25 protein-coding genes are annotated in these 23,410 nt (G+C 59.1%); 24 read left to right on the forward strand and 1 reads right to left on the reverse strand.

Translation table 11 applies throughout. The features are described 5' to 3' along the window. Positions 1-98 precede the first annotated feature (98 nt). The 24 genes from PuT2_RS05350 to tatC all read left to right on the forward strand — a co-directional run bounded on the left by PuT2_RS05350 (position 99) and on the right by tatC (position 22,484). A complete protein-coding gene (locus tag PuT2_RS05350; RefSeq protein WP_254046945.1) occupies positions 99-842 on the forward strand; it encodes a hypothetical protein in 744 nt (247 codons plus the stop codon). A 393-nt stretch (positions 843-1,235) separates the two neighbouring features. Further along, the gene (locus PuT2_RS05355; RefSeq protein ID WP_093969979.1) at positions 1,236-5,963 is read left to right on the forward strand and encodes a glutamate synthase-related protein; all 4,728 of its coding nucleotides are present in this window, start codon (positions 1,236-1,238) and stop codon (positions 5,961-5,963) included. 10 nt (positions 5,964-5,973) lie between these two features. Continuing rightward, positions 5,974-7,437 (forward strand): glutamate synthase subunit beta, encoded by a 1,464-nt coding sequence (locus PuT2_RS05360; RefSeq protein ID WP_093969980.1) that lies wholly within the window; start codon positions 5,974-5,976, stop codon positions 7,435-7,437. Between the two features lie 102 nt (positions 7,438-7,539). Then, positions 7,540-8,367, forward strand: a complete 828-nt coding sequence (locus PuT2_RS05365; protein ID WP_093969981.1) for an ABC transporter ATP-binding protein — start codon at positions 7,540-7,542, stop codon at positions 8,365-8,367. After that, entirely contained in the window at positions 8,364-9,149 is a 786-nt protein-coding gene (mlaE, locus tag PuT2_RS05370) for a lipid asymmetry maintenance ABC transporter permease subunit MlaE (protein ID WP_093969982.1), read from the forward strand. Before PuT2_RS05365 ends, mlaE begins: the two co-directional genes overlap by 4 nt. Before the next feature lie 10 nt (positions 9,150-9,159). After that, positions 9,160-9,651: an outer membrane lipid asymmetry maintenance protein MlaD gene (gene mlaD, locus PuT2_RS05375; RefSeq protein ID WP_093969983.1), complete on the forward strand. Its 492-nt coding sequence runs from the start codon at positions 9,160-9,162 to the stop codon at positions 9,649-9,651. Positions 9,652-9,695: 44 nt separating this feature from the next. After that, positions 9,696-10,547, forward strand: coding sequence for a VacJ family lipoprotein (locus tag PuT2_RS05380; RefSeq protein WP_093969984.1), 852 nt, complete (start codon positions 9,696-9,698; stop codon positions 10,545-10,547). An 11-nt stretch (positions 10,548-10,558) separates the two neighbouring features. Next, a complete protein-coding gene (locus PuT2_RS05385) occupies positions 10,559-11,215 on the forward strand; it encodes a phospholipid-binding protein MlaC (RefSeq protein ID WP_093969985.1) in 657 nt (218 codons plus the stop codon). A gap of 50 nt (positions 11,216-11,265) precedes the next feature. Continuing rightward, positions 11,266-12,057 carry an ABC transporter ATP-binding protein gene (locus PuT2_RS05390; protein ID WP_093969986.1) on the forward strand — a complete coding sequence of 264 codons (792 nt, stop codon included), beginning with the start codon at positions 11,266-11,268 and terminating at the stop codon, positions 12,055-12,057. Beyond that, entirely contained in the window at positions 12,054-12,845 is a 792-nt protein-coding gene (locus tag PuT2_RS05395; RefSeq protein WP_093969987.1) for an ABC transporter permease, read from the forward strand. The genes PuT2_RS05390 and PuT2_RS05395 overlap by 4 nt, the downstream gene beginning before the upstream one ends. A 5-nt stretch (positions 12,846-12,850) precedes the next feature. Then, positions 12,851-13,099: a BolA family protein gene (locus tag PuT2_RS05400; RefSeq protein ID WP_093969988.1), complete on the forward strand. Its 249-nt coding sequence runs from the start codon at positions 12,851-12,853 to the stop codon at positions 13,097-13,099. Next, a complete protein-coding gene (gene murA, locus PuT2_RS05405) occupies positions 13,092-14,357 on the forward strand; it encodes a UDP-N-acetylglucosamine 1-carboxyvinyltransferase (protein WP_093969989.1) in 1,266 nt (421 codons plus the stop codon). Before PuT2_RS05400 ends, murA begins: the two co-directional genes overlap by 8 nt. Beyond that, positions 14,354-15,028 carry an ATP phosphoribosyltransferase gene (hisG, locus tag PuT2_RS05410; RefSeq protein ID WP_093969990.1) on the forward strand — a complete coding sequence of 225 codons (675 nt, stop codon included), beginning with the start codon at positions 14,354-14,356 and terminating at the stop codon, positions 15,026-15,028. Before murA ends, hisG begins: the two co-directional genes overlap by 4 nt. A 103-nt stretch (positions 15,029-15,131) precedes the next feature. Continuing rightward, positions 15,132-16,442, forward strand: a complete 1,311-nt coding sequence (gene hisD / locus PuT2_RS05415) for a histidinol dehydrogenase (RefSeq protein WP_093969991.1) — start codon at positions 15,132-15,134, stop codon at positions 16,440-16,442. 36 nt (positions 16,443-16,478) lie between these two features. Continuing rightward, entirely contained in the window at positions 16,479-17,066 is a 588-nt protein-coding gene (gene hisB, locus PuT2_RS05420) for an imidazoleglycerol-phosphate dehydratase HisB (protein WP_093969992.1), read from the forward strand. A 5-nt stretch (positions 17,067-17,071) separates the two neighbouring features. After that, positions 17,072-17,728 carry an imidazole glycerol phosphate synthase subunit HisH gene (gene hisH, locus PuT2_RS05425; RefSeq protein WP_093969993.1) on the forward strand — a complete coding sequence of 219 codons (657 nt, stop codon included), beginning with the start codon at positions 17,072-17,074 and terminating at the stop codon, positions 17,726-17,728. A gap of 48 nt (positions 17,729-17,776) precedes the next feature. Continuing rightward, complete coding sequence (gene hisA / locus PuT2_RS05430) at positions 17,777-18,526, forward strand: 1-(5-phosphoribosyl)-5-[(5-phosphoribosylamino)methylideneamino]imidazole-4-carboxamide isomerase (RefSeq protein ID WP_093969994.1); 750 nt, start codon at positions 17,777-17,779, stop codon at positions 18,524-18,526. Between the two features lie 5 nt (positions 18,527-18,531). Further along, entirely contained in the window at positions 18,532-19,380 is an 849-nt protein-coding gene (gene hisF, locus PuT2_RS05435; RefSeq protein WP_093970094.1) for an imidazole glycerol phosphate synthase subunit HisF, read from the forward strand. Positions 19,381-19,424: 44 nt separating this feature from the next. After that, positions 19,425-19,901 (forward strand): phosphoribosyl-AMP cyclohydrolase, encoded by a 477-nt coding sequence (hisI, locus tag PuT2_RS05440; RefSeq protein WP_093969995.1) that lies wholly within the window; start codon positions 19,425-19,427, stop codon positions 19,899-19,901. 45 nt (positions 19,902-19,946) lie between these two features. Beyond that, entirely contained in the window at positions 19,947-20,282 is a 336-nt protein-coding gene (locus PuT2_RS05445; RefSeq protein ID WP_093969996.1) for a phosphoribosyl-ATP diphosphatase, read from the forward strand. A gap of 150 nt (positions 20,283-20,432) precedes the next feature. After that, positions 20,433-20,798, forward strand: coding sequence for a histidine triad nucleotide-binding protein (locus PuT2_RS05450; protein WP_093970095.1), 366 nt, complete (start codon positions 20,433-20,435; stop codon positions 20,796-20,798). Positions 20,799-20,874: 76 nt separating this feature from the next. Further along, complete coding sequence (tatA, locus tag PuT2_RS05455; RefSeq protein WP_093969997.1) at positions 20,875-21,105, forward strand: Sec-independent protein translocase subunit TatA; 231 nt, start codon at positions 20,875-20,877, stop codon at positions 21,103-21,105. A 45-nt stretch (positions 21,106-21,150) separates the two neighbouring features. After that, entirely contained in the window at positions 21,151-21,723 is a 573-nt protein-coding gene (gene tatB / locus PuT2_RS05460) for a Sec-independent protein translocase protein TatB (protein WP_093969998.1), read from the forward strand. After that, positions 21,720-22,484: a twin-arginine translocase subunit TatC gene (tatC, locus tag PuT2_RS05465; RefSeq protein WP_093969999.1), complete on the forward strand. Its 765-nt coding sequence runs from the start codon at positions 21,720-21,722 to the stop codon at positions 22,482-22,484. Before tatB ends, tatC begins: the two co-directional genes overlap by 4 nt. Before the next feature lie 56 nt (positions 22,485-22,540). Here tatC and PuT2_RS15805 read toward each other — a convergent pair whose 3' ends face one another. Then, a complete protein-coding gene (locus PuT2_RS15805; RefSeq protein ID WP_158214013.1) occupies positions 22,541-23,230 on the reverse strand; it encodes a hypothetical protein in 690 nt (229 codons plus the stop codon). Positions 23,231-23,410 lie beyond the last annotated feature (180 nt).

Below are 23,410 nucleotides of genomic sequence, written 5' to 3' on the forward strand. Positions count from 1 at the left end.
GTAAACACTACAAAATAAAGCGTGGGACGAAAATAATTTGATTTTTGGGATTGCCCTGCGTGCAGCGGCATTGCCCCTGCCCGTATTATGCAATAAGCTTGCGACGTCAAAAACAACACCCCTATACATTTCAGGTTATGGCAAGACTGGCGCGGCTTTACGCCCCCGGCATCCCCCAACTGCTGCAAGTACATTTTGCGCAACCACTGGCCGCCCCCGCCGACCCAACCCCGGTCGAGCCCTTGGGGCAGTTGGCGGCCTGGCTGCGTGAATGCGCCCACGAACAACGCGTCACAGTACATGGCTGGGCCTTGCTGAACGACCGCCTGGCCTTGCTGGCCACACCAACTTCACAGCGGGGTCTCTCGCGGCTAGTGCAATCAATTGGGCGGCGTTTTGCCACGCGACTGGCACTGGGCCGGGTGTTTGACGGCCGTTACCGCAGCGCACTGATACAACCCGGTGAATGGATTTTGCCCGTCATGGTGTGGCTAGACACCTTACCGGTTCGACTGGGCTACGTTGACCAAGCCGAATTCTGGCCCTGGTCGTCGGCCGTGCACCACACAGGGCTTAACCTAAAACCCCACACCTGGGCGACCGACCACCCCGACTACTGGCAATTAGGCAACACGCCCTTTGAGCGTCAGGCACATTTTCGAAAACTGTTGGCTAATGGCCTAAGCACCACACAGCGCGAGCAAATCGAGTCCGCCCTGTTCGGCCAGTGGGCGCTGGGCCACGAAACTTTTTTGCAATCGCTGAACGCTTCGCGTCGCGCTACCCCCGCACCACGCGGACGCCCCAAAAAACACGTGATGCCGCAAGATAGCAGCGTGTGACACCACGAGCACGGCTCGCGCCCCCTCCAATGCGCCTGCGTTTGTTTGCACCGCAACAGCACTTCACTGTCGTAAAACGCCTATAGCGCAGCCTAAATATGCCCCTAAAAACGCCCCAAAACGGGGCGTTTTTTTGCACTGCTTTTGTGCAAACCGAAGCACCACCCCCAACCCATGCTTACCGAAGAGCGAAAATTTAGCTATGCACAACAATTAATTAAGACCGTCCCCAATTATCTTTTAACCAGCAAACATGCATAATAATTAGGGACAGACCCCAATTATTAGCGCTTGTCAGCACAAGCCAAACCCATTAATTTATACGCCATCACGGGAATATTGCGCGTAAACCCGTACACAACACCAGGTGCGCAGCCCTCTAGGAGCCCAACCATGTCACAACACCCTGCCCAACCGGTTGCCCGGGAAGTGGCCATCGATGCCTCACGCATCGGCCTGCCCGCCGCACAAGGCCTGTACAACCCACAAAACGAACACGACGCCTGTGGCGTGGGCTTTGTCGCCCACATCAAAGGCAAGAAAAGCCACGCCATTATTCAACAAGGCCTGAAAATCCTTGAAAACCTCGACCACCGCGGCGCCGTCGGCGCCGACGAACTCATGGGCGACGGTGCCGGCATTCTTATTCAAATTCCCGACGCGCTTTACCGTGAAGAATTGGCAACCCAAGGCATTACCCTGCCGCCGCCCGGCGAATACGGCGTCGCCATGGTGTTCCTGCCCAAAGAAACCGCCTCGCGCCTGGCCTGCCAAACCGAGCTCGAACGCGCTGTGCGCGACGAAGGCCAGGTCGTACTGGGCTGGCGCGACGTTCCCATCGACACCGACATGCCCATGTCACCCACCGTGCGCGCCGTCGAACCGGTCATCCGCCAATTGTTCATTGGCCGCGGCCCCGACATCATGGTGCCCGACGCCCTCGAGCGCAAACTGTACGTCATTCGTAAAACAGCCAGCCACGCCATCAACCGCATGAAGCTGGCGCACGGGCAAGAGTATTTCGTACCCTCTATTTCGGTACGCACCGTGGTGTACAAAGGCCTGTTGCTGGCCAACCAAGTCGGCATCTATTACCGCGACCTGGCCGACACCCGCGCGGTTTCGGCCCTGTCGCTGGTTCACCAACGTTTCTCTACCAATACTTTCCCGGCCTGGCCGCTGGCCCACCCCTACCGCATGATCGCCCACAACGGCGAAATCAATACGGTAAAGGGCAACTTCAACTGGCTGCGCGCCCGCGAAGGCGTCATGCAATCGGCTGTGCTGGGCGACGACCTCAAAAAACTGTACCCCATCGTTTACGAAGGCCAGTCCGACACCGCCACTTTCGACAACTGCCTCGAACTGCTGGTCATGTCGGGCTACTCTCTGGCCCACGCCATGATGATGATGATCCCCGAAGCCTGGGAACAGCACGCCGACATGGACGAAAGCCGCCGCGCCTTCTACGAATACCATGCCGCCATGATGGAACCCTGGGACGGCCCAGCCGCCATGGCCTTCACCGATGGCCGTCAAATCGGCGCCCTGCTCGACCGCAACGGCTTGCGCCCCGCCCGCTACCTTGTCACCGACGACGACCTCGTCGTCATGGCCTCCGAAGCCGGCACGCTCACCATCCCCGAGCACCGCATCGTCAAGAAATGGCGCCTGCAGCCCGGCAAAATGTTCCTCATCGACCTTGAACAGGGCCGCATCATCGGCGACGACGAAATCAAATCGCGTCTGGCCAACTCGCGCCCCTACCGTCAATGGATCGAACGCCTGCGCGTCAAACTCGAATCGCTCCCCGCGCCTAAATTCAGCTCGGCCGAACCTTCCGCCACCTCCTTGCTCGACCGCCAGCAAGCCTTTGGCTGGACACAAGAAGACGTCAAGTTTGTGCTGCAACCCATGGCCGAAAACGGCGAAGAAGGTACCGGCTCGATGGGTAACGACGCGCCTCTGGCCGTATTGTCCAACCGCCCCAAAGCGTTCTACAACTATTTCCGCCAGCTGTTCGCCCAGGTCACCAACCCGCCCATCGACCCCATCCGCGAACAGCTCGTCATGTCGCTGGTGTCGTTTATCGGGCCCAAGCCCAATCTGCTCGACATCAACAACGTCAACCCACCGCTGCGCCTCGAAGTGGCACAGCCCGTGCTCGACTTCGCGGCCATCGAACAAATCCGCAACATCGAGAAGATCACGTCGGGCAAGTTCCGCAGCCACGAACTGAACATCACCTACCCGGTTGAATGGGGTGCAGAAGGCGTCGAAGCCTGTGTGGCCGCGCTGTGCGCCAACGCAGCCGACGCCGTACGCAGCGGCTACAACGTACTCATCATCACCGACCGCAAGGTCGACGCCGACCACGTCGCCATCCCCGCATTGCTGGCCACATCAGCCGTGCACCAGCACCTTATTCGCGAAGGTCTGCGCACCAACACCGGCCTGGTCGTCGAAAGCGGCTCGGTACGCGAAGTACACCACTTTGCATTGCTGGCAGGCTACGGCGCCGAGGCCGTTCACCCGTACCTGGCGCTCGAAACCCTGGCTACCCTGGGCGACCCCGACACGGTCACCAAGAATTACATCAAGGCCATCGGCAAAGGGCTGAACAAGGTCATGTCCAAAATGGGCATCTCCACCTATATGTCGTACTGCGGCGCCCAAATCTTCGAAGCTGTCGGCCTCAGCTCTGCACTGGTCAACAAGTACTTCTTCGGCACGCCCAGCAACATCGAAGGCATCGGCATTTTCGAAGTCGCCGAAGAGGCGCTGCGCCTGCACAAAGCGGCCTTTAGCGACGACCCCGTCCTGGCCCACGACCTCGACGCGGGCGGCGATTACGCCTACCGCATCCGCGGCGAAGAGCACCTCTGGAACCCGGACTCCATCGCCAAGCTCCAGCACTCCACCCGCACCAACAACTACAACACGTACAAAGAATACGCACAGCTCATCAACGACCAATCCCGTCGTCACATGACCCTGCGCGGCCTGTTCGAATTCAAGGTCGATCCGGCCAAAGCCATTGCTTTGTCCGAAGTCGAACCTGCCAAAGAAATCGTCAAGCGCTTTGCCACCGGCGCCATGTCGCTGGGCTCCATCTCTACCGAAGCCCACTCGGTACTGGCCATTGCCATGAACCGCATCGGCGGCAAGTCAAATACCGGCGAAGGCGGCGAAGACCAATTGCGTTATCGCGCCGAAATGTCCACCGGCAAAAGCCCCATTAAAAAGGGCGACACCCTGGCCTCGTTCCTGGGCAAAGACCTGATCGAAGCCGACATCCCCCTGATGGCGGGCGACTCCCTGCGCTCGCGCATCAAGCAGGTCGCGTCAGGCCGGTTCGGTGTCACCGCCGAATACCTCACCAGCGCCGATCAAATCCAGATCAAAATGGCGCAAGGCGCCAAGCCTGGCGAAGGCGGTCAGTTGCCCGGCCACAAAGTGTCCGAATACATCGCCAAGCTGCGTTTTTCGGTACCTGGTGTGGGCCTGATTTCGCCACCGCCGCACCACGACATCTACTCCATCGAAGACCTGGCCCAGCTGATTCACGACCTTAAAAACGTCAATCCTACGGCCTCCATTTCGGTCAAGCTGGTCTCCGAAGTCGGTGTGGGCACCGTTGCCACAGGCGTTTCAAAAGCCAAGGCCGACCACGTCGTTATCGCCGGCCACGACGGCGGCACTGGCGCGTCGCCGCTGTCGTCCATCAAGCATGCCGGCTCGCCCTGGGAACTGGGCCTGGCCGAAACCCAGCAAACCCTGGTGCTCAACAACCTGCGTTCACGCATTCGCGTTCAGGCCGACGGCCAAATGAAAACCGGTCGCGACGTCGTCATTGGCGCGCTGCTAGGTGCCGACGAGTTCGGCTTTGCCACAGCACCGCTGGTGGTTGAAGGCTGCATCATGATGCGTAAATGCCACCTCAACACCTGCCCTGTCGGCGTCGCCACCCAAGACCCCGTCTTGCGCAAGAAGTTCTCCGGCAAACCAGAACACGTCGTCAACTACTTCTTCTTTGTTGCTGAAGAAGTCCGCGAAATCATGGCGCAACTGGGCGTTCGCACGTTCGACGAACTGGTCGGCCGCGCCGACTTGCTCAACATGAGCTCGGCCATCGAGCACTGGAAAGCCAAAGGGCTCGACTTCTCCAAAGTTTTCCATCAGGTGCCATCCACCCACCCCTTGTTCCACACCGAATCGCAAGATCACGGCCTCGACAAGGCGCTCGACCACACGCTCATCGAACGGGCCAAACCCGCCATCGAAAAAGGCGAAAAGGTCTCGTTCATTACCCCGGTGCGCAACCGCAACCGTACCGTCGGCGCCATGCTGTCCGGTATGGTGGCTGCCAAATACGGCCACGACGGCCTGCCCGACGACACCATTCACATCCAGTGCAATGGCACGGCCGGCCAAAGCTTTGGCGCCTTCCTGGCCCATGGCATTACGCTCGACCTGGTTGGCGAAGGCAACGACTACGTCGGCAAGGGCTTGTCGGGCGGCCGCATCATCGTGCGCTCGCCCAACGACTTCCGCGGCATGGGCCCCGACCACATCATTGCGGGCAACACCGTGCTGTACGGCGCACTGGCCGGCGAAGCCTACTTTAACGGCGTGGCTGGCGAACGTTTCGCAGTACGTAACTCGGGCGCCACAGCAGTTGTCGAAGGCACAGGCGACCACGGCTGCGAATACATGACTGGCGGTACGGTCGTGGTGCTGGGCGAAACCGGCCGCAACTTCGGCGCCGGCATGTCGGGCGGCGTGGCTTACGTCTACGACCCTGATCACAGCTTTGCCAAACGCTGCAATATGGCCATGGTCGACCTCGAACCCGTGCTGGCACATGCACAGCAAGCCGAAGCCGGCCAGATCGAAGTCTGGCACAGCCAAACCCGCGGCGGCGAACGCGAAACCGACGACACAATCTTGCGTCGCCTGATCGAAAACCACTACCGCTACACCGGCAGTTTCCTGTCGCGCGATTTGCTCAGCGACTGGCCCCGCGCCCGCGGCAACTTCGTCAAGGTCATGCCAAAAGAGTACCGCCGCGCGCTGAAAGAACTGTGGCAAGCCGCCAACCCCGAACAAATCGCTGCCTGAGGAAAAGACAATGGGCAAAATTACTGGTTTTCTTGAATTTGCACGCGTCGACGAGTCTTACGAGGCCCCCGTCGAGCGCCTGAAACACTGGAAAGAGTTCGTCGTTACCCTTACCGACGACGAAGCCAAACAACAGGGTGCGCGCTGCATGGACTGCGGCATCCCGTTTTGCAACAACGGCTGTCCGGTCAACAACATCATCCCCGACTGGAACGATCTGGTGTACCGCCAGCACTGGGAAAAGGCGCTCGATGTCCTGCACTCGACCAACAACTTCCCCGAGTTCACCGGCCGCATCTGCCCCGCCCCCTGCGAGGCCGCCTGCACCCTGAACATCAACAACGACCCGGTCGGCATCAAGTCCATCGAGCACGCCATCATCGACAAAGGTTGGCACGAAGGCTGGGTAACCCCACAACCGCCCACCCGTAAAACCGGTAAAAAAGTCGCGGTTGTCGGCTCTGGTCCAGCCGGCCTGGCCTGTGCCCAGCAACTGGCGCGCGCCGGCCATTCAGTCACGGTATTCGAAAAAAACAACCGCGTCGGCGGCCTGCTGCGCTACGGCATCCCCGACTTCAAGCTCGAAAAATCCAATATCGATCGTCGCGTCGCCCAACTCGAAGCCGAAGGCGTCGAGTTCATGACGTCTACTTATATTGGCGCCGAGACCGACGCTGAAGACGGCGTCACCGTTCGCACGCCCGAATCGCTCAAAGAAGAGTTCGACGCCATCGTGCTTTCCGGCGGTGCTGAAACTCCACGCGACCTGCCCATCCCCGGCCGCGACCTGAAGGGCATCCATTTCGCCATGGAGTTCCTGACTCAGCAGAACAAGGCCAACGCGGGCGACCGCATTGCCAAGCAGCTTTCGGCCAAGGGCAAACACGTCATCGTTATCGGTGGCGGCGACACCGGCTCCGACTGCGTCGGCACCAGCAACCGCCAGGGCGCTGCTTCCGTCACCCAGTTCGAGCTCATGCCCAAACCGCCCGAGTCCGAAGACAAAGCCGTCGTGTGGCCCTACTGGCCGCTCAAGCTGCGCACCTCTTCGTCCCAAGAAGAGGGTTGCGAGCGCGACTGGGCCGTGTCCACAAAAACCTTCGAAGGCAAAGGCGGCAAGGTCGAAAAACTGGTCGCTGTGCGCGTCGAATGGTTTAAAGACAAAGCCACCGGCCAAATGAAAATGCGCGAAGTCGAAGGCTCGCAGTTCGAGCTTCAGGCCGACCTGGTTTTGCTGGCCATGGGCTTTGTCTCGCCCGTTCAAGGCATGCTCAAAGCCTTTGGCGTCGACATCGACAACCGCGGCAACGCCAAAGCCAATACCGAAAACTACGTCACCAGCGTCGACAAGGTCTTTGCCGCCGGCGACATGCGTCGCGGGCAATCACTGGTCGTCTGGGCCATTCGCGAAGGCCGTCAATGCGCTCGCGCCGTCGACGAATACCTCATGGGCGTCACCACACTGCCCCGTTAACAGCGTATTACGCGGGTCAAACCACCATCGGCTACGTCTTTCGGCGTAGCCGATGGCGCTTCATCAGCTACAATCCGTAGTTCAACTTTTTTGATCGGGTCTATGGCTTCTAACGTTGCGCCCTCTGGCGAACTCTTGCGGTTCGACAATGTCGCCCTGGGTTATGGCGACTTCACCGTTCTCAAAGAAATCGACATCTCAGTGGGTCGAGGGCAGGTCGTGGCCATGATGGGCGGTTCGGGCTCGGGCAAAACCACCCTACTTCGCGCCGCCACTGGGCAAATTTTTGCACAAAAAGGCACCATTCATGCCTTTGGGCAAAACCTGGCCGACACCACCCTCGAGCAGCTTCAGCAGTTGCGTCAGCGTATGGGGGTTTTGTTCCAGCAAGGCGCATTGTTCACCGACCTCAACGTTTTCGAAAACGTAGCGTTTCCGCTGCGCGAACACCTGCAACTGTCCGAAAAAGAAGTCACCGAAAAGGTGCTCGACAAGCTCAACGCCGTCGGGCTACGCGCCGCCGCGCATCTTAAAATTTCCGAGATTTCGGGCGGCATGGCCCGGCGCGTGGCCCTGGCCCGCGCCATCGTCCTCGAACCCGAACTCATCCTGTACGACGAACCCTTCGCCGGGCTCGACCCCATTTCGCTGGGCATTACCGCCCGCCTTATCCGCGACCTAACCGACCGCCTCAATTGTGCGTCTATTCTTATCACGCACGACGTGGCCGACTCGTTCGCCATTGCCGACCAGGTTTACATTGTGGGGCAGGGCAAACTGCTGGCCAACGGCACACCCCAGCAAATGGAACAATCTACCGACCCGTACATTGTGCAGTTCCTTAAAGGCCAGCCCGACGGCCCCATCGCTTTTCATTACCCCGAAACGCCGGCGTTCAAGCACTGGCTCGACAAACAGGGGCGCTCATGAGTCTTACCGCCTTCGCCAGCAGCATTGGTCGCCACGTCCGCGAATCCATCGTCGCGCTGGGGGCCTTCAGCCGCTTGTTCCTGGCTATTCTGGCCCGCAGCGGCAGCGCCCTCAAGCGCTTTGGCCTGGTCTCGCAACAAGTCCATTTCATTGGCAATTATTCGCTACTCATTATTGCCGTTTCGGGCCTGTTCGTCGGCTTCGTACTGGGTCTACAGGGCTACTACACCCTTAACCGCTACGGTTCCGAAGAAGCCCTAGGCCTGCTGGTGGCGCTGTCGCTTACCCGCGAGCTTGGCCCGGTCATTACCGCACTGCTGTTTGCCGGCCGCGCTGGCACCTCGCTAACCGCCGAAATCGGCCTCATGAAAGCCGGCGAACAACTGGCTGCCATGGAAGTCATGGCCGTCGACCCCATCCGCCGCGTTCTGGTGCCACGCTTCTGGGGCGGCGTCATTGCCATGCCCGTTCTGGCCGCCGTGTTTTCTATGGTGGGCATCATTGGCGGCTGGGTAGTGGGCGTACTGCTTATTGGCATCGACGCCGGCGCCTTCTGGTCGCAAATGCAAGACGGCGTAGATGTCTTCAAAGATGTCGCCAATGGCGTCATCAAAAGCCTTATTTTCGGCGTAGCCGTTACCCTGATCGCACTTTACGAAGGCTGGACAGCGAAAGCCACCCCCGAAGGGGTTGCTCGCGCCACCACCCGTACCGTCGTCAGCGGTGCCCTGGTCGTCCTGGGCCTCGACTTCCTGCTTACCGCCCTCATGTTCAGCAATTAACGGATCCATCATGACGCGTGAAAAAACCGATTTCTGGGTTGGCCTTTTTGTTCTGCTTGGCATTATTGCCTTGGTATTTCTGGCGCTGCGCGCCGGCAACCTTAGTTCATTCTCGTTTGCGCCCACTTACAAAGTACAAGCCTACTTCGACAACCTGGGCGGCCTTAAAGTGCGCGCCCCCGTAAAAAGCAGTGGTGTCGTGGTTGGCCGCGTGGCCGCCCTGTCGTTCGACAACCAGCGCTATCAAGCCGTCGTCACCCTCGACATCGAGTCGCAATTCGAGTTCCCCACCGACTCGTCCGCGTCCATCCTGACGTCGGGCCTGCTGGGCGAACAGTACGTTGGTCTTACCCCCGGCGGCGAAGAAAAAATGCTCGCCCAGGGCAACACCATCCAGTACACCCAAAGCGCGGTTGTTCTAGAAGAATTAATCAGTAAATTTTTGTATAGTTCAGCCAGTGACAAAGGCAGCGACAGCGAATCCGCCCAGCCGGCCAACTGACCCAACGGCGCTCCACGCCTGCAATCCAACCGAAAGAACCCATAATGAACAAGATCTTCGAAAAAATCGCCGGCCGACGCATCGGTAAAGTGGCTTCCGTGCTAGCCCTTAGCGCCGTCATTTCGGGCTGTGCCCACGTAGCCAACCCCACCCCCGACGACCCTTGGGAAAGCTACAACCGCAGCATGTTCGCATTCAACGACACGGTCGACCGCGCATTGCTCAAGCCTATTGCCACCGGCTACGAAACCGTCGTACCCAAACCAGCCCGTACCTGTGTCAACGGCATTTTCAACAACCTGCAAGACGTCTGGTCGTCCATCAACAGCTTCCTGCAGGGTCGCGCACACGACGGCATCAACATGTTCGGCCGCGTCCTGTTCAACTCGACTATGGGTCTGGGTGGCTGTATCGACGTCGCCTCCATGAATGGCTCGCGTCGTATCGTCAACGACTTCGGCGTTACCCTGGGCGTCTGGGGCTTCCAGTCCGGCCCATATCTGGTACTGCCATTCCTGGGCTCCAGCTCGGTACGCGACGGCATCAGCACCGCCGCCTGGTTTGCTATCGACATCTCTCCGCCCTATTCGCCTATTTTCGAAATCGACAACATCCCGTTGCGTAACAGCATCTTGGCATTGGCCGTTATCGACCTGCGCGCCAGCCTGCTGCCAGCCGACCGTCTGGTCGACGAAATCGCGCTCGACCGCTACAGCTTCATTCGCGATGCCTACATTCAGCGCCGCAAAGCTTTGGTCGAAGGCCGTTACGCCGACGCAGACCACACCACGCGTCGTGGCCTGCCCAAAGACGAACAAGGCCTGGCCGTGCCCGACTACAGCATCGACGACGATGACGCACCTGCACCGGCAGCCAAAACACCTGCAAGCCAGTAAGGAAACGTTTTATGTCTAACCTGTTGCACACTTTGTTTAACCGCATCAACCGCCTGGCGGGCATCGGCCTGCTGGGTCTGGGCCTGGCCATCGCCAACACCTCGGTAGCCGCTCAGCAGCCTGTTAACGCCAAGGCGCCGCCCAACGACTTCGTTCAAACCGTGGCCGACAACGCCCTTCAGGCCCTTAAAAAAGAGCCCGAAGCCAAAAACGGCAACATCGCCCGCCTCAATGAACTGGTCAACCAGTACATTCTGCCGTACGTCAATTTCGAAAAGACCACCCGACTGGCGGCAGGTCGCTACTGGCGCCAGGCTACGCCGCAACAACAAACCGAACTGGTCAACGCTTTTAAAGGCACGCTTATCCGTACCTACAGCGGCGCCTTGCAGCAGGCCGACAACGTCTCGTCCATTACGCCACTGCCCTTCCGGGGCGACCCCAACGCCGACGATGTCGTGGTTCGTACCACCATGTCGCAAAGCAATGGCCCAGTCATCGGCGTCGACTACCGCCTTGAAAAGGCGGCAGAAGGCTGGCGCATTTACGACCTGAACGTCGAAGGCATCTGGCTGATCCAGAACTACCGCAACCAGTTCGCGCAACAAATTGCGCAAAATGGTATCGACGGGCTTATCAAGGCGCTCAATCAGCGCAACCAGCGCTAAAACGCGGTAAGCTTCGGGGGCCCTTGGGCCCCCATCACTTTTTTCTGTCTATGTCCGCTCTTTCTCTCGAACACGTTTCCAAAATCTACCCACCCCGCAGCGGCGGGTTGCGCGGGCTGCTGCGCCTGGGCGCAGGTAGCAAGCCCGGGTTCCAAGCGCTCAACGACGTCAGCCTGTCTATCGAACCGGGCGAGTTCTTCGGCCTGCTGGGCCCAAACGGCGCCGGCAAAACCACCCTCATTTCCATTTTGTCCGGTCTGGCTCGCGCCACTTCCGGCAGCGCCAGCGTGTGTGGGCACGACGTCATCACCGACTACAAAGAAGCGCGCCGTTCGTTGGGCGTCGTCCCGCAAGAGCTTGTCTACGACCCGTTCTTTACCGTACGCGAAACCCTGCGCCTGCAGTCGGGTTACTTTGGTCTGCACAAAAACGACGACTGGATCGACGAAATCTTGCATAACCTGGGGTTGTCAGACAAAGCCAACACCAATATGCGCGCGCTATCGGGCGGCATGAAACGCCGCGTTCTGGTGGCGCAAGCGCTGGTACACCGCCCGCCGGTCATCATCCTCGACGAACCCACCGCCGGCGTCGACGTCGACCTGCGCCGCACCCTGTGGGAATTCATCTCGCGGCTTAATAAAGAAGGTCACACCATTTTGCTGACCACGCATTACCTGGAAGAAGCCGAAGCCTTGTGCGGACGCATTGCCATGCTGAAACGCGGGCGCATCGTGGCGCTCGACACCACCCAGGCCCTGCTTGCCCGCTTTGGCGGCACCGACCTCGAAGACGCCTTTGTACGCATCATGAACAGCGAAGACGCACTGGGGGTGTTATGACCACACCCATACTCAAGCCCCGCAGCGATCTGGGCTCGGGCTTTCCGACCCTGCTCTGGAAAGAAATCATGCGCTTCTGGAAGGTGGCCTTCCAGACCATTGCTGCGCCGGTATTGACCGCCCTGCTGTACCTGCTGGTTTTCGCCCACGTGCTCGAAGACCGTGTCAAGGTGTACGACAGCCTGCCCTACACCGCGTTTCTTATCCCCGGGCTCATGATGATGAGCATGTTGCAAAACGCCTTTGCCAACCCGTCTTCGTCGCTAATTCAAAGCCGTATTACGGGTAACCTGGTCTTTGTGCTGCTGCCACCCATTTCACACCGCGAATTCTTCACGGCCTACCTCATTGCTGCCATCTTCCGTGGCCTGGCTGTCGGGCTGTGCGTGTGGCTGGTCGCCATGTTCTTCGTGCCCCTGGCTCCGGCCAACCTGCTTTGGGTGTTGGTGTTTGCCGTGATGTCTTGCGGCATTATGGGCACGCTGGGCATTATTGCCGGCCTGTGGTCCGAAAAATTCGACCAGCTCGCCGCATTTCAGAACTTCCTGATTTTGCCCGCCACGTTCTTGTCGGGTGTGTTCTACTCCATTCATAGCCTGCCGCCTTTCTGGCAGGCCGTCTCGCACTACAATCCTATTTTCTACACGATCGACGGTTTCCGATACGGGTTCTTCTCTGTATCCGACGTCTCGCCCTGGACCAGCCTGGCCGTTGTAGCCGGTGTATTTGCCGTGCTGGCCGTATATACACTGCGCCTGCTGGCCGCGGGCTACAAACTGCGGAACTAACCCTTATGTTGCCTACCCCACAAGAAGTACGCCAATATATCAACGACAACCTGAACTGCGAATTCATCGACGTTCAGGGCGACGGCTCGCACTTCGAAGCCATTATTGTCAGCCCCGAATTCGAAGGCAAACGCCTGATTGCACGCCACCAGCTGGTCTATAAAGCCCTGGGCGACCGCATGAAAAGCGAAATCCACGCACTGTCGATGCGTACCCTGACACCTGCCGAATACAACGCAAACCCGAATGGATAAGCTTTTAATCACAGGCGGCAATCGCCTGCACGGCGAAGTCGTCATCTCGGGCGCCAAAAACGCCGCCCTGCCTATTCTGTGCGCCAGCCTGCTCACGGCCGACCCGGTTCAGCTACGCAATGTGCCGTCCCTCAAAGACATCAGCACCACCTTGCGACTGCTGCAGCAAATGGGCGTACAACACCACTGGGACGGCCCGGCCCAGCTTACGCTGAATGCCGGTAACGTCACCAGCCTCGAAGCGCCCTACGAGCTGGTCAAAACCATGCGCGCCTCCATTCTGGTGCTCGGCCCGTTGCTGGCTCGCTTTGGCGAAGCCAAAGTCAGTCTGCCCGGCGGCTGTGCCATTGGCCAGCGTCCAGTCGACCAGCACATTAAAGGCTTAACAGCCATGGGCGCCGAGATCCGTATCGAACACGGGTTTGTTATTGCGAAAGCCAAGCGTTTAAAGGGCGCCACCATCCGCACCGACATGGTAACGGTGACCGGCACCGAAAACCTGATGATGGCGGCTGTGCTGGCCGAAGGCCGCACCATTCTTGAAAACGCCGCCCGCGAACCCGAAATCACCGACTTGGCCGAGTTGCTCATCAAAATGGGCGCACGCATTCAGGGCCACGGCACCGACCGCATCACCATCGAGGGCGTCGAACGGCTGCATGGCGCCGAACACACCATCGTGGCCGACCGCATCGAAGCCGGCACGTTCTTGTGCGCCGTGGGCGCCACTGGCGGCGACATCACCTTGCGCCATGCGGCTCCCGACACGCTTGGCGCCGTCCTAGACAAGCTACGCGAGGCCGGGTTAAGCATCGAATGCGGTCCCGACTGGATTCGCGGCCAAATGGACAAACGGCCTAAAGCGGTCAGTTTCCGCACCTACGAATACCCAGCCTTCCCCACCGACATGCAGGCCCAGCTTATGGCCCTGAACACCATGGCCGAAGGCACCGCCGTCATCGCCGAAAACATCTTCGAAAACCGCTTCATGCACGTGCAAGAACTGCGCCGCATGGGTGCGCAAATCGACATCGACGGCCACACTGCCGTCGTTACCGGCGTGCCCGAATTGTCGGGCGCCACCGTCATGGCCACCGACCTGCGTGCGTCGGCCAGCCTGGTCATCGCCGGCCTGGCTGCCAGCGGCCAAACCACCGTAGAACGCATCTATCACCTTGACCGCGGCTACGAACACATGGAAGAAAAGCTGCGCCTTATCGGCGCCGACATCCAACGCATCAAACAGGAACCCGCATGAGCCCCGCCTCTGCCACCGCCCCCTTGACGCTGGCCCTGTCTAAAGGCCGAATTTTTGAAGAAACCCTGCCTTTGCTCGAGGCGGCCGGCGTTCATGTTACCGAAAGCCCCGAATCGTCACGCAAGCTCATTTTGCCAACAAGCGACCCGGGGCTGCGTCTCATTATTGTGCGTGCGTCCGACGTGCCCACCTATGTACAGTACGGCGCGGCTGACTTTGGCATTGCCGGCAAAGACGTCTTGTTCGAGCATGCCGCACAACACCCGGGCGGGCTGTATCAACCTATCGACCTGAACATCGCCAAATGCCGCCTGTGTGTGGCCGTGCGCCAAGGCTTCGATTACCAGGCCGCGGTTTCACAGGGCTCGCGCCTGCGAGTGGCCACCAAGTACGTACAAGCCGCCCGCGAACACTTTGCGCGCAAAGGCGTTTATGTCGACCTGATCAAACTGTACGGCTCGATGGAACTGGCCCCACTGGTCGGGCTGGCCGATGCCATTGTCGACCTGGTGTCTACCGGCGGCACCTTAAAAGCCAACAACCTGGTCGAAGTCGAAGAAATCGTCGATATTTCTTCACGCCTGATCGTCAACCAGGCCTCGCTTAAAACTCGCGCGGCCGCCCTGCAACCGCTGCTCGACGCCTTCGCACGGGCCTCGGCCGACAAATAAACCACGCTTTCCCCTCCCGGCGGGTGCGCTTGCAACCCGCCGCTTTGACCCCATTCTCCTTTTTTGTCATAGTATTAGCTTAATTCTTGCTGTCAGGGTCACCATGCTGTCCATCAAACGCCTTAGTTCTGCCTCAGAAAATTTCGCTGCCACGTTGCGCCAGTTGTTGGCCTTCGATGCCTCACAAGACGAGTCCATCGAAAGCGCCACGGCCGACATCCTGCGTCAGGTACAAGAACATGGCGACGCAGCCCTACTCGACTACACCCATCGGTTCGACCGTGTTCAGGCCGAATCGGTCGCCGCACTCGAAATCCCCAAATCTGAATGGCAAGCCGCGCTTGACAGCCTGCCGGCCGACCAACGCGCCGCCCTTGAAGCGGCCGCCGAGCGCGTACGCACCTACCACGAGCACCAACGCAGCCAAAGCTGGTCGTACACCGAAGCCGACGGCACCGTACTGGGCCAAAAAATAACGCCTCTCGACCGTGTCGGGCTGTACGTACCCGGCGGTAAGGCAGCGTACCCGTCTTCCGTGCTCATGAACGCCATTCCGGCCAAAGTTGCCGGCGTAGCCGAGGTCGTCATGGTGACCCCCACGCCCGGCGGCGTACGCAACCCCATTGTGCTGGCGGCAGCCGCCATTGCCGGGGTCGACCGCGCCTGGGCCATTGGCGGCGCTCAGGCCGTAGGCGCACTGGCTTACGGCACGCAAAGCATCGCCGCTGTCGACAAAATCGTCGGCCCGGGCAACGCCTATGTGGCGGCGGCAAAGCGCCGTGTTTTCGGTACCGTGGGTATCGACATGATTGCCGGCCCCAGCGAAATCTTAATCATCGCCGACGGCACTACACCCGCACACTGGGTGGCGATGGACTTATTCTCGCAAGCCGAGCACGACGAACTGGCGCAATCGATTCTGCTGTGCCCCGACGCCCAGTACCTGGATGAGGTCGAACGCGAAATCAATCGTCTGTTGCCCTCCATGCCGCGCGCCGACATCATTCGTACCAGCCTGACTAACCGCGGCGCGCTTATCCTGGTCAAAGACATCGACGAAGCCTGTGCCATAGCCAACGACATCGCACCCGAACACCTCGAAATCTCTACCGAAAATGCCCACGCCGTCGCCGAAAACATCCGGCATGCCGGCGCTATCTTCATGGGCCGTTTCAGCTCCGAATCGCTAGGCGACTATTGCGCCGGCCCCAACCACGTTCTACCCACATCCCGCACGGCACGGTTCTCATCGCCGCTGGGGGTGTATGATTTCCAGAAACGCAGCAGCCTTATCCAGGTTTCGCACCAAGGTGCGCAAACACTGGGCAAAATTGCCGCCACGCTGGCCTACGGCGAAGGTCTGCAAGCCCACGCCGCTAGCGCCGAATACCGGCTTGACGCCGCCAACACCTAGCTTTTTGGGGCGCAAGCCCCAGTTATACAGATTATTATGCGTACCGCCGAAATCACCCGCAACACCAACGAGACCCGCATCCGCGTGTCCATCAACCTCGACGGCACCGGCCGCCAGAGCATCAACACCGGTGTGCCTTTCCTCGACCACATGCTCGACCAGATCGCCCGCCATGGCCTGATCGACCTCGATATCCATTGCGACGGCGACACGCACATCGACGACCACCACAGTGTCGAAGACGTAGGCATTGCCCTGGGGCAAGCCTTTGCCGCCGCGGTCGGCGACAAAAAGGGCCTGCGCCGCTACGGCCACGCCTACGTACCGCTCGACGAAGCCCTATCGCGCGTCGTCATCGACTTTTCCGGTCGCCCCGGGCTCGAACTCCATGTACCCTTCACGCGCTCGCACATTGGGCAATTCGACGTCGACCTGACACAAGAGTTTTTCCAGGGTTTCGTCAATCACGCCCTGGTCACGCTACACATCGACAACCTGCGCGGCACCAATTCGCACCACCAGTGCGAAACCGTCTTCAAGGCGTTCGGCCGCGCCCTGCGCATGGCGACTGAAATCGACCCGCGCGCCACCGACGTCATTCCATCCACCAAGGGCGTTCTGTAAGCATCGTGAATACCATCGCCATTGTTGATTACGGCATGGGCAACTTCCACTCGGTTGCCCGCGCCCTGCAAGCAGCCGCGCCCGATGCCGACGTGCGCATCTGCCGTAACGCCGCCGACATCGCCGCCGCGTCACGCGTTGTGTTCCCCGGGCAGGGCGCCATGCCCGACTGCATGCGCACCCTGAGCGAATCGGGCTTGCGCGATGCGGTATTGCAAGCCGCCCGATCAAAGCCCCTGCTGGGCGTGTGTGTTGGCGAGCAAATGCTGTTCGACACCAGCGAAGAAGGCAATACACCATGCCTGGGTCTGTTCGCCGGCCAAGTCAAAAAATTTCAGGGCCCGCAGTTTGCTTCATCGCGCCAGCACGGCGACCAGGCCCACGAGCTGCTCAAGGTACCCCACATGGGCTGGAACCGGGTACAACACACCCGCTCCCACCCGCTGTGGCAAGGCATTGAGGACGGCACCCACTTTTATTTCGTGCACAGCTACTACGCGCAACCGGCCGACCCGGCCCTTACCGTAGGCCAAACGCACTACGGTTTGACCTTTACCTGCGCCGTTGCTGCCGATAACATTTTTGCTGTGCAGTTTCATCCCGAAAAAAGCGCCGACCCGGGTCTGCGCCTTTATCGCAATTTTGTCGACTGGAACCCTTAAGCGGTTACGCCAACCTCCCACACTTCTTTTGATTGACTGACTCAGATCATGCTTCTCATCCCCGCTATCGACCTTAAAGACGGACATTGCGTACGCTTGCGCCAAGGTGACCTCGCCGACGCAACCATCTTCTCGGAAGACCCAGCCGCTATGGCTACCGAATGGCTCGACCAGGGGGCACGACGCCTGCACCTGGTCGACCTGAACGGCGCTGTGGCGGGTACCCCGAAAAACCTGACCGCGATCAAGTCTATTTTGCGCGCCATGGATGACGAGATCCCCGTGCAGATCGGCGGTGGCATTCGCGACCTGAACACCATCGAAAGCTATCTAGACATTGGCATTACGTATGTCATTATCGGTACGGCCGCAGTCAAAGACCCGGGCTTTTTGCGCGATGCTTGCAGCGCCTTCCCGGGCAGCATTATTGTGGGTCTTGACGCGCGCGACGGCAAAGTCGCCACCGACGGCTGGAGCAAACTGACCCGCCATGACGTTTACGACATTGCCCGAAAATTCGAAGACTACGGCTGCGAATCCATTATCTACACCGATATTGGTCGTGACGGCATGCTGTCGGGCGTTAACATTGAAGCCACCGTCAAGCTGGCCCAGGCCGTCAGTATTCCTATTATTGCCTCGGGCGGCGTGACCGACCTGAAGGACATCGAAGCCCTGTGCGCCGTCGAAGAAGAGGGCGTTGAAGGCGCTATTCTGGGCCGCAGCATCTACGAAGGCACGCTCGACTTCGGCGCGGCACAAGCCTTGGCCGACGAACTGAACGGCGAGACAGAATGACCGCCATGTCAGAACCCGTCGAGTCGGCCCGCATCGGGACCGGCAACAACGCACAGGCAACAACAGGCACACCGGCCGATAGCGGCCTGACCCGCCGCATTATCCCCTGCCTCGACGTGACCGCCGGCCGCGTGGTTAAAGGCGTCAACTTCGTAGGCTTGGTCGACGCCGGCGACCCGGTCGAAATTGCACGTCGCTACAACGAACAGGGCGCCGACGAACTGACCTTTTTAGACATTACGGCCACCAGCGACAACCGCGACCTGATTCTGCCCATTATCGAGGCCGTCGCATCGCAAGTGTTCATCCCGCTTACCGTCGGTGGCGGGGTGCGCCAGGTGGCCGATATCCAGCGCCTGCTCAATGCCGGCGCCGACAAGGTGTCTATCAACAGCGCCGCCGTCAGCAACCCCGAACTGGTCCGTGAAGCGGCCAACTATCACGGCTCGCAATGCATTGTGGTCGCTATCGACGCACGCCGTGTGTCGGCCGAAGGCGAGCCCCCACGCTGGGAAATTTTTACGCACGGGGGCCGCAAAGCCACCGGCATCGACGCCGTGCAATGGGCCGAAAAAATGGCGGCCTACGGGGCCGGCGAAATCCTGCTTACCAGTATGGATCGCGACGGCACAAAATCGGGCTTCGACCTTGAGCTGACCCGTGCGGTATCCGACGCGGTACCTGTGCCGGTCATTGCGTCGGGCGGTGTCGGCAACCTGCAGCATCTAGTCGACGGCGTCACCGCCGGTCGTGCCAGCGCCGTTCTCGCAGCCAGTATTTTCCACTTTGGCGACCACACCGTGCGCGAAGCCAAAGCCCTGATGGCGCAACACGGTATTCCGGTACGGTTATAGTCGCGGCCCTTTGCGCAGCATTAATCAAGCAGAATCTTACTGACATGAACTCCTGGATTTCCGACGTCAAATTTGACGAAAAAGGCTTGATTCCCGCCATTGCACAAGACGCTGACACCGGCGTTATTTTGATGGTGGCCTGGATGAACGCCGAGTCACTTGCCGAAACGGCTCGCACGGGCCGCGCGGTGTACTGGTCGCGTTCACGCGGGCGCTTGTGGCGTAAAGGCGAAGAGTCGGGCCACGTTCAACACCTGCGCGAAATCCGCCTAGACTGCGACGCCGACGTGTTGTTGTTAAAGGTAAAACAAGACGGCGGCATTGCCTGCCACACCGGTCGCGAAAGCTGCTTTTACCGGCGGCTTGACGACCACCAGGGCCTGGCAATTGGTGTCGACAACGTATTATCGGCGCCGGCCGCAGCGGCAGGTCAACTAGCAACGCCCAACAACGCCCCCAACGACGCCGTCTGGAACAGCATCGAACCCGTCCTGAAAGACCCTGAACATATTTACAAATAACTATTGGCGCACGAACGGCTCGACCCACTGCTAAAGTGATTCATCATGAATACTGCAAACGATATTTTGGCCCGTCTGGCCGACACACTGGAAAGCCGCCTGCCCAAGAACGGGGGTGACCCGGCGTCGTCATACAGCGCCCGACTGCTTTCCAAGGGCCCCGACGCCTTCCTGAAAAAAATTGGCGAAGAAGCCACCGAACTGGTCATGGCCGCCAAAGACGAATCGCGCGAAAAAATCGTCTACGAAACTGCCGACCTCTGGTTTCACAGCATGGTTGCACTGGCACACTATGGCCTGCGGCCCGAAGATGTTTTGAATGAGCTGGCCCGGCGCGAAGGCACTTCAGGCATTGCCGAAAAAGCCGCGCGGAGCGAATAAGCCCCCCTATCGCATACCCTAGCTGTGGTAAAAAGAGCAATCGTATACACTCAAGTTTTGGCGGGCGGCACGTTAACCTGGCGTCAACATGGCCCTTGGCTTTAACGTATGCCCACCCCGGGTTTTAAAATAGATTTTTCAGCAACATTCATGAGCACCTGCCTGTTTTGCAAAATCGCCGCCGGCGAAATTCCTTCCAAAAAGGTCTTCGAAAACGAAGAAATGCTCGTGTTTCACGACATCAACCCTGCGGCCCCGGTGCATTTGCTGGTTATCCCAAAGCACCATGTCACATCTATGCAAGACATCACCGAAGCCGATGCTGGCTGGTTGGGTAGAATGATGGCGGCCATCCCAAAAATTGCAGCCGACAACGGTTGCCGGCCTGGACCCGACGGCGGTTTCCGCGTGGTGGCCAACAGCGGCGCCGACGGCGGCCAAGAAGTCGGGCACTTGCACTTTCATATTATTGGGGGCCCGCGCCCCAGGGCGCAACGCGTTGCACCTGCCGCATAGCCCACAAAACGTACACGTATAACTACAACACACTTACACCACACACATTCGCGGTTCGCACCGCACGGAGAGCAACATGGGTAGTTTCAGCATTTGGCACTGGCTTATCGTTTTGGTCATCGTCGCCCTGGTTTTTGGCACCAAAAAACTGCGCAACATGGGTGAAGACCTTGGCGGCGCCGTCAAAGGGTTCAAGAAAGGCATGGCCGACGCCACTGAAGAAGGCAAAAAGACCGAATCAGTTACACAAAAATCCATCGATGGCGACACCATCGACGTTCAGGCCAAAGAAAAGAAAGACGCCTAATCTTCAGGGTCTGCGGTGTTCCCCAACCCCTAACGGTTAACCGTCATGTTTGATATCAGTTTTACCGAACTGATGATCATCGGCATTGTTGCCCTGGTCGTCATCGGCCCCGAACGTCTACCCAAAGTGGCTCGCACATTGGGCCACTTGCTTGGGCGTGCCCAGCGTTACGTCAACGATGTCAAAACCGACATCAAGCGCGAGATGGACGCGGGCGACCTGAACGACGTCAAAAACCAGTTTACCGAAGCGGCCTCGTCGGTAAAAGCGTCTATTGAAGATGCCTCGCGCACCATCGAAGACCCCATGAAAGCCGCCCGCGACGCCGTCGAAAACGCCGGCAAGTCGTTGCAAAGCTCGTTGGTTGACTTTGACGGCTACGAGCCGGATGCAGCGGCCAAAGAAGCCCAAAATGAAGCGCTTGCCGACAATACATCGCCAGCAAACAATGCCAATGGCAATAGCGGCGCCTCAGGCCAAGCACAGACGCCGCAAGCTCAAGACAGCGCCAATGCCTTGCACAATGCACCGGAAAGCACCAGTGCGCCGGAAGACGCCAAGCGTGCAGCTGCAGCGCCCGCCGCCTCATCCAACAGCAACACCGGAACAACGCCGTGACCACTGAAGACAGCAGCGCCGACACCTTTGTTTCGCACCTTATCGAATTACGTACGCGTCTGATTCGCGCCGTAGGCGCGATTCTGCTCGTGTTTATTGCGCTGTTCTTGTACCCCGGCGCATCGGCCATTTACGACGCCCTGGCTCAACCCATGCTGGCGTCGTTACCCACCGGCACCAACATGATAGCCACCGGTGTGATCACGCCCTTTATGGTGCCGATCAAAGTCACATTACTCGCCGCTTTTGTTATTGCGCTGCCCGTGGTGCTTTACCAGGCGTGGGCGTTTGTCGCCCCCGGGCTTTACAAACACGAACAACGCCTAGCCCTGCCGCTTATTTTGTCCAGCACCTTGCTGTTCTTGCTGGGCATGGCGTTCTGCTATTTTGTCGTGTTCAAAACCGTCTTCGAATTTATTGCCGGTTTCGCGCCCGAATCGGTCACCCCCGCGCCCGACATCGAAGCCTACGTCAGCTTTGTCATTACCATGTTCATGGCCTTTGGCCTGACCTTCGAAGTGCCCATTGCTGTGGTGCTGCTGGTTAAAACAGGCATGACCACCGCCGAAAAACTGCGCAATGCCCGCGGCTACGTCATTGTAGGCGCCTTCGTTATTGCCGCCGTCGTCACACCGCCCGACGTCATTAGCCAGTTCATGCTGGCCGTACCCTTATGCCTGCTGTTTGAAGTAGGCCTGCTGGTGGCCAGCCGCATGAAACCACTCAGCGCCGACGCCGAAAACGCCGAAGCTACCGAGTAACTTCTTGACCGTGCGCAGCGCTTGCTTGAAGCGCTGCAAAGTGGTCGTGGCGAACATCACACATCAGGCCGCTGCGCTTTCAAGGCACACGCCATAAAAGGTAGAACGAGTGCCGATGACGCAACCAAAGCCGCATCTGCCCCCGCCTCTACAAACGCCGCGGCACGCTCTGGTGTGCTGGCACCGCCAACGCCAATAATGCGTAAATCAAGCTGCTCAGCGCGTATCAACTGCGTCGCCTTTTTGACGGCATCAAGAGACAACTGATAAATTGCCCCACCATGCACGCCTGCCATATGGCGTGAAGCCCCAAAGTACGGACGGCCATCAGGATCTTCAACTTTGCGTGCAAGCGCATTCATCATGACTACGCCGTCGGCTGCACCGGCTACCGTGCGCAAAAAGCCATCAAGCGAATGACCTAAATGCCCAACTTTAAGCAGCACTGGACGCCCCCTGGCACCCCGACGCACGGCTAACGCAATATCGCGTGAAAGCGCCAAGTCTTTATAGACCGCCCCCTCTGCCACATTAACGTTCGGACACGACAGATTCGCTTCAACAATATCAGCACCCGCATCCACCACCATTTGCGCAAGCGTTTCAAACTCTTGCACAAAATCGCTTTGCGCCATGCCGGGCTGAGTTGTACCCACAATAGAAGCAATCAGCACCTGACCATCAAGTAAAGCGTGTTTTGTCACTTCAATATCGCGCTGCCAAAACTCGGGAGGGAGCGACGGCATGCCGATTGATCCTCCGGTTGGTGCAACATCCAGCGGCAAGGTCGGGGCAGCCAAAGTATTTGCGGTCGAATCGTCCTCATAAACATTTGAATGCGGATCGATAAAAGCAAAGTTAGGTACAGGGTGCGCAATTCGCTCGTATAGGCGAACAGTTTTATAAGTCAGAATGTCGAACCCTAA

This window comes from Pusillimonas sp. T2, from assembly GCF_002236805.1.
In the GTDB taxonomy this organism is placed as follows: Bacteria; Pseudomonadota; Gammaproteobacteria; order Burkholderiales; family Burkholderiaceae_B; genus Neopusillimonas.

Coding starts and splice junctions, on each gene's coding strand:
- PuT2_RS05355 (WP_093969979.1), top strand. CDS start 1,236: ATGTCACAACACCCTGCCCAACCGGTTGCCCGGGAAGTGGCCATCGAT.
- PuT2_RS05360 (WP_093969980.1), top strand. CDS start 5,974: ATGGGCAAAATTACTGGTTTTCTTGAATTTGCACGCGTCGACGAGTCT.
- PuT2_RS05365 (WP_093969981.1), top strand. CDS start 7,540: ATGGCTTCTAACGTTGCGCCCTCTGGCGAACTCTTGCGGTTCGACAAT.
- mlaE (WP_093969982.1), top strand. CDS start 8,364: ATGAGTCTTACCGCCTTCGCCAGCAGCATTGGTCGCCACGTCCGCGAA.
- mlaD (WP_093969983.1), top strand. CDS start 9,160: ATGACGCGTGAAAAAACCGATTTCTGGGTTGGCCTTTTTGTTCTGCTT.
- PuT2_RS05380 (WP_093969984.1), top strand. CDS start 9,696: ATGAACAAGATCTTCGAAAAAATCGCCGGCCGACGCATCGGTAAAGTG.
- PuT2_RS05385 (WP_093969985.1), top strand. CDS start 10,559: ATGTCTAACCTGTTGCACACTTTGTTTAACCGCATCAACCGCCTGGCG.
- PuT2_RS05390 (WP_093969986.1), top strand. CDS start 11,266: ATGTCCGCTCTTTCTCTCGAACACGTTTCCAAAATCTACCCACCCCGC.
- PuT2_RS05395 (WP_093969987.1), top strand. CDS start 12,054: ATGACCACACCCATACTCAAGCCCCGCAGCGATCTGGGCTCGGGCTTT.
- PuT2_RS05400 (WP_093969988.1), top strand. CDS start 12,851: ATGTTGCCTACCCCACAAGAAGTACGCCAATATATCAACGACAACCTG.
- murA (WP_093969989.1), top strand. CDS start 13,092: ATGGATAAGCTTTTAATCACAGGCGGCAATCGCCTGCACGGCGAAGTC.
- hisG (WP_093969990.1), top strand. CDS start 14,354: ATGAGCCCCGCCTCTGCCACCGCCCCCTTGACGCTGGCCCTGTCTAAA.
- hisD (WP_093969991.1), top strand. CDS start 15,132: ATGCTGTCCATCAAACGCCTTAGTTCTGCCTCAGAAAATTTCGCTGCC.
- hisB (WP_093969992.1), top strand. CDS start 16,479: ATGCGTACCGCCGAAATCACCCGCAACACCAACGAGACCCGCATCCGC.
- hisA (WP_093969994.1), top strand. CDS start 17,777: ATGCTTCTCATCCCCGCTATCGACCTTAAAGACGGACATTGCGTACGC.
- hisF (WP_093970094.1), top strand. CDS start 18,532: ATGTCAGAACCCGTCGAGTCGGCCCGCATCGGGACCGGCAACAACGCA.
- hisI (WP_093969995.1), top strand. CDS start 19,425: ATGAACTCCTGGATTTCCGACGTCAAATTTGACGAAAAAGGCTTGATT.
- PuT2_RS05445 (WP_093969996.1), top strand. CDS start 19,947: ATGAATACTGCAAACGATATTTTGGCCCGTCTGGCCGACACACTGGAA.
- PuT2_RS05450 (WP_093970095.1), top strand. CDS start 20,433: ATGAGCACCTGCCTGTTTTGCAAAATCGCCGCCGGCGAAATTCCTTCC.
- tatA (WP_093969997.1), top strand. CDS start 20,875: ATGGGTAGTTTCAGCATTTGGCACTGGCTTATCGTTTTGGTCATCGTC.
- tatB (WP_093969998.1), top strand. CDS start 21,151: ATGTTTGATATCAGTTTTACCGAACTGATGATCATCGGCATTGTTGCC.
- PuT2_RS15805 (WP_158214013.1), bottom strand. CDS start 23,230: ATGCCGTCGCTCCCTCCCGAGTTTTGGCAGCGCGATATTGAAGTGACA.